The organism is Ectobacillus sp. (genome assembly GCF_056992975.1).
In genome coordinates this window covers 1-4,100 of sequence record NZ_JBXKMX010000065.1, presented here as the reverse complement: position 1 = coordinate 4,100, position 4,100 = coordinate 1, and the positions used below count along the sequence as shown (strand labels likewise).

Genomic DNA, 4,100 nt, shown 5'->3' with positions numbered 1-4,100 from the left:
GGTATGTAGAAGAACTTGGACTTCCTGAATATGATGCGAAAGTACTAACATTAACTAAGGAAATGTCTGATTACTTTGAAGCAACTGTTACGGAAGGTGCAGATGCGAAGCTTGCTTCTAACTGGTTGATGGGCGAAGTATCTGGTTATATGAATAAGAATCAAAAAGAGCTTCATGATCTTGCATTAACACCAGAAAGCTTAGCAAAAATGATTAAGCTTATTGAAAATGGCACGATTTCTTCGAAAATTGCGAAGAAAGTATTTGCTGAATTGGTGGAAAAAGGCGGAGATCCAGAAGTAATCATTAAGGAAAAAGGTCTTGTTCAAATTTCCGATGAAGCAACGCTTCGAAAATTTGTCACAGATGTTCTAGATAAAAACGAACAATCCATTGAAGACTACAAGAACGGGAAAGACCGTGCAGTTGGCTTCCTAGTTGGACAAATTATGAAAGCAACAAAAGGACAAGCGAATCCGCAGCTTGTAAATAAGATTTTATTAGAAGAAATAAACAAGCGATAAAAAAGAAAACTATACTATACATCTTATGAGGGTGAACAAAAAAGAGAAACATCTCTATTTTGTTCACCCTTTTTAACTAATCAAACGTTTAATTAATTTCCTTGTAGTTGCAAAATCTCTTTGATAATGATAAATGTATGTATAAAGGACATTTTTCTAAATTAAGGGTGATGAAGAAAATGAAACGCGCACGAATAATTTACAACCCAACTTCAGGACGAGAATTATTTAAACGGTATTTGCCAGATGTCCTTCACAAATTAGAACAAGCAGGTTATGAAACATCTTGTCATGCTACAACGGGTGAAGGAGATGCAACCAAAGCTGCTAGGGAAGCTGCAAAGCGTGGCTTTGATGTTGTCATTGCAGCAGGCGGAGATGGTACATTAAACGAAGTTGTAAATGGACTAGTGGGACCAGGAAAACGTCCGAAATTTGGAATTCTTCCAGTGGGAACAACGAATGATTTTGCTAGAGCCATTGGCGTATCCCGTTCCATTGAAGAAGCAACCGATATCATATGTCAAGGACATTCCATACCCCTTGATATCGGACGTGCAAACGATAAATACTTTATCAATATTGCGGGTGGAGGACGAATTACGGAAGTAACATATGAAGTGCCAAGTAAGCTTAAAACAATGCTCGGGCAGCTTGCTTATTATTTAAAGGGAATTGAGATGCTTCCGTCTCTACATCCTACATACGTTGAAATTGAATATGATGGCAAGGTGCTACGCGAAGAAATTACACTATTCTTAATTACGAATACAAACTCAGTCGGAGGGTTCGAAAAACTCGCCCCTGAAGCTTCCATTAATGATGGGATGTTTGATTTACTTATATTAAAAAAAGGAACACTTGCAGATCTCATTAAAGCGGCTTCACAAGCAGTTCGCGGTGAGCATCTGAACAATCCGCAAATTCTTTATACACAGGCGAACCGTATAAAAGTAAATACACCAGATAAACTAATGATTAATTTAGACGGTGAATACGGAGGCGATACGCCAATGGAATTTGAGAATTTGTATCATTATTTGGATGTATTTATCCCGCGTGAAGTAAAGACGTAAAGTGAAAAGGGATTGTCACAAGACGTATGGGTCTTTGCGACAATCCCTTTTCACTTTATTTATTCTCTTGTATGTTTTCAGTAAATTGATTCATGGTCATAATAGGAGTAATATCGAATCGGTTAATAACATATTTTTCATTGGGCTCGCCTTTTTCAATAAATTTCCCTTTTTTCGTAGTTACAGCATAGTCATAATATTTCTTAGTAAGTTCTACGATATTGTCATTATAATATCCAACTGGATAAGCGATAGCAATAACTGGTTTTCCTGTTACTTGGGCAATTCTATCCTTTGATTCTCGTAGCTCATGTTCCGCATTTGGTACATAAGGTAAATTCGCATGATTGACTGTATGAGATTGAATTGAGAATACGCCAGAGTCAGACATCATTTTTATTTCGTCTGTTGATAAGTATCCAGGTTTCCCAAAGAATCCGGGTAACACATAAGCAGTCGCTGCAGGTTGAAAATGATCATCCTTCAGCTTTTGAAAAATGTAGAATGCATTTAAATTGTCCTTCATCCCATCATCAAATGTAACAAAAATAGGCTTGTTAACTTTGTTAATATCATTCCATCGTTCGAATGTTAGCAACGTATATCCATTGTCTTTTAAATATTTCATTTGTGCTTCAAAGGCACTAGGTGAAACGAATAACCCTCTAATTCCTTGTCCGTGGTATTCATCAATCCCGTGATACATTAAAAAAGGAACACTTTGCTGAAAAGTAATAGCTGAATGTACGAGGGGAACTTTAGTACCATCAGATGCAATGCCAGTTGCTTCAATCTGATATTCGCCTCGTTTCCAATTAAACGATTCCAAAGAAAACGGCAAAGCAAATTGATTAGCCGTATCTTTAGAAGAAAAAACTTTCCCACTTCCTTCACCATCTGCTACACGCCAAATTCGATATTGTACTTCTGAAAAAGAATCCCGTAATTGTTTGGTATAAAAAGTGGTTTGTTTCGATTCGTAATTAATAGAGTCCCAAGTTATAATCCCTTGCGTGGTAAGGTGGCTGTCTTGCTTCGCAATCGCCGTAGGAATAGTAGCAATTGAATGCATAGCTGATGAACAGCCCGTTGCGATAAAAGAAGCAAGGAGCACTACAACTGCATATTTCATTATCATTTTGTTCTTCATCCCTTTATATATAATTCCACTTGCCATCATACCACCCTTTACTAAACAATAAATAAAGTTTGCAAGATCATTATATTTTCTTAAAGAATTTACATTCTATTTACAATAAACAGAAAATGGGATGGGGTAGTTCCTTCTATCTTTCTTGTATCACATCGATAAAACGCTTCATCGACATAGTTGGTGTAATATAGATTCGTTCTATTAAGTAGCGTTCATTCGGTAATCCTTTTTGAATAAATTGTCCATCATCTGTTGTGACGGCAAAGTCATAATACTTTTTTGCAACCCCGACGACTTTATCATTATATACACCGGTGGGATAGGAGAGAGAAACAACTGGCTTTCCCGTTACATCTGAAATTTTTCTAGTGGAATCTTGAAGTTCTTGTTCAATATTAGGTACTTTTGTTAGAAAATCATGCGTATCGGAATGAGATCCAAACGAAATAATCCCTGAGTCAGACATGGACTTTATATCATTCGCAGATAAGTATCCATCCTTATCAATTAAGGCAGAAATAACATAAAAAGTTGCTGCAGGTTGAAAGGAAGCATCCTTTAGTTTTTTCAGTACGTTATATGCATTTAGGTTATCCTTCATTCCATCATCAAAAGTAAGGAAAATAGGTTTGTTTACGCGGTTTCGTTCACTCCATCGTTCAAAGGTAAGCAGAGTGTATCCGTTATCTTTTAAGTACTGCACATGCGATTCGAATTGAGCAGGTGGAACAAATAAGCTTTTAAATCCCACCCCGCGGTAGTCATCAATGCCGTGATACATTAACATTGGAATTTTCTGCTCAAATGTGATCGTAGAATAAGCGAGTGGTGTATTCGAACCATCTGCTTTTACACCCACTGTTTCAATTTGATATTCCCCGCGTTTGTAGTCAAATGTTTGCAAAGAAAAAGGGAGTGAAAAGTGATTAGAAGTATCTTTAGATGAAAAATGACGAGCGCTACTTGGACCATCTGCGATACGCCAAATCATGTATTGCACTTCTGTAAAGGTATCTTGGAGATTTTTCATATAGAGTGTTGTTTGTGTTGATTTGTAAGTAATAGCATCCCATGTAATGAGACCTTGCGCGGATGGAGTAGGTGCTTTTTTTACAACAGGAGTTTGTGTAGGGACCTCGTTAGATGTTTGTTTGGATTGCTGCAGTGAGGAGGAACAACCGACAAGTGATAAGAACGCGAGTAGGATAACTAGTGCATGCTTCATTCGCTTCATTCCTTTTAATGTGATTGACATCAATGTACCATAATGTTTTAAATTAGGAAATGATTTTTATGAAAAATTAATGCAAAGAAACGAGCCCGCTTGAACAAAGCGAGCTAGCTAGA

4 protein-coding genes are annotated in these 4,100 nt (G+C 37.0%); 2 read left to right on the top strand and 2 right to left on the bottom strand.

Annotated elements, in window-relative coordinates; all coding sequences use genetic code 11:
* Together AC11ZT_RS03360 and AC11ZT_RS03355 are read left to right on the top strand one after the other, a co-directional pair.
* The coding region (locus AC11ZT_RS03360) for an Asp-tRNA(Asn)/Glu-tRNA(Gln) amidotransferase subunit GatB (protein ID WP_484058250.1) at positions 1-524 on the top strand (524 nt) is incomplete at its 5' end.
* 179 nt (positions 525-703) lie between these two features.
* On the top strand, positions 704-1,600 hold the full coding sequence (locus AC11ZT_RS03355) for a diacylglycerol kinase (RefSeq protein WP_484058249.1): 897 nt from the start codon (positions 704-706) through the stop codon (positions 1,598-1,600).
* Positions 1,601-1,655: 55 nt separating this feature from the next.
* Here AC11ZT_RS03355 and AC11ZT_RS03350 read toward each other — a convergent pair whose 3' ends face one another.
* Both AC11ZT_RS03350 and AC11ZT_RS03345 read right to left on the bottom strand, forming a co-directional pair.
* Positions 1,656-2,735: a polysaccharide deacetylase family protein gene (locus AC11ZT_RS03350; protein ID WP_484058251.1), complete on the bottom strand. Its 1,080-nt coding sequence runs from the start codon at positions 2,733-2,735 to the stop codon at positions 1,656-1,658.
* A gap of 151 nt (positions 2,736-2,886) precedes the next feature.
* Positions 2,887-3,978 carry a polysaccharide deacetylase family protein gene (locus tag AC11ZT_RS03345; RefSeq protein ID WP_484058248.1) on the bottom strand — a complete coding sequence of 364 codons (1,092 nt, stop codon included), beginning with the start codon at positions 3,976-3,978 and terminating at the stop codon, positions 2,887-2,889.
* Positions 3,979-4,100: the final 122 nt, after the last annotated feature.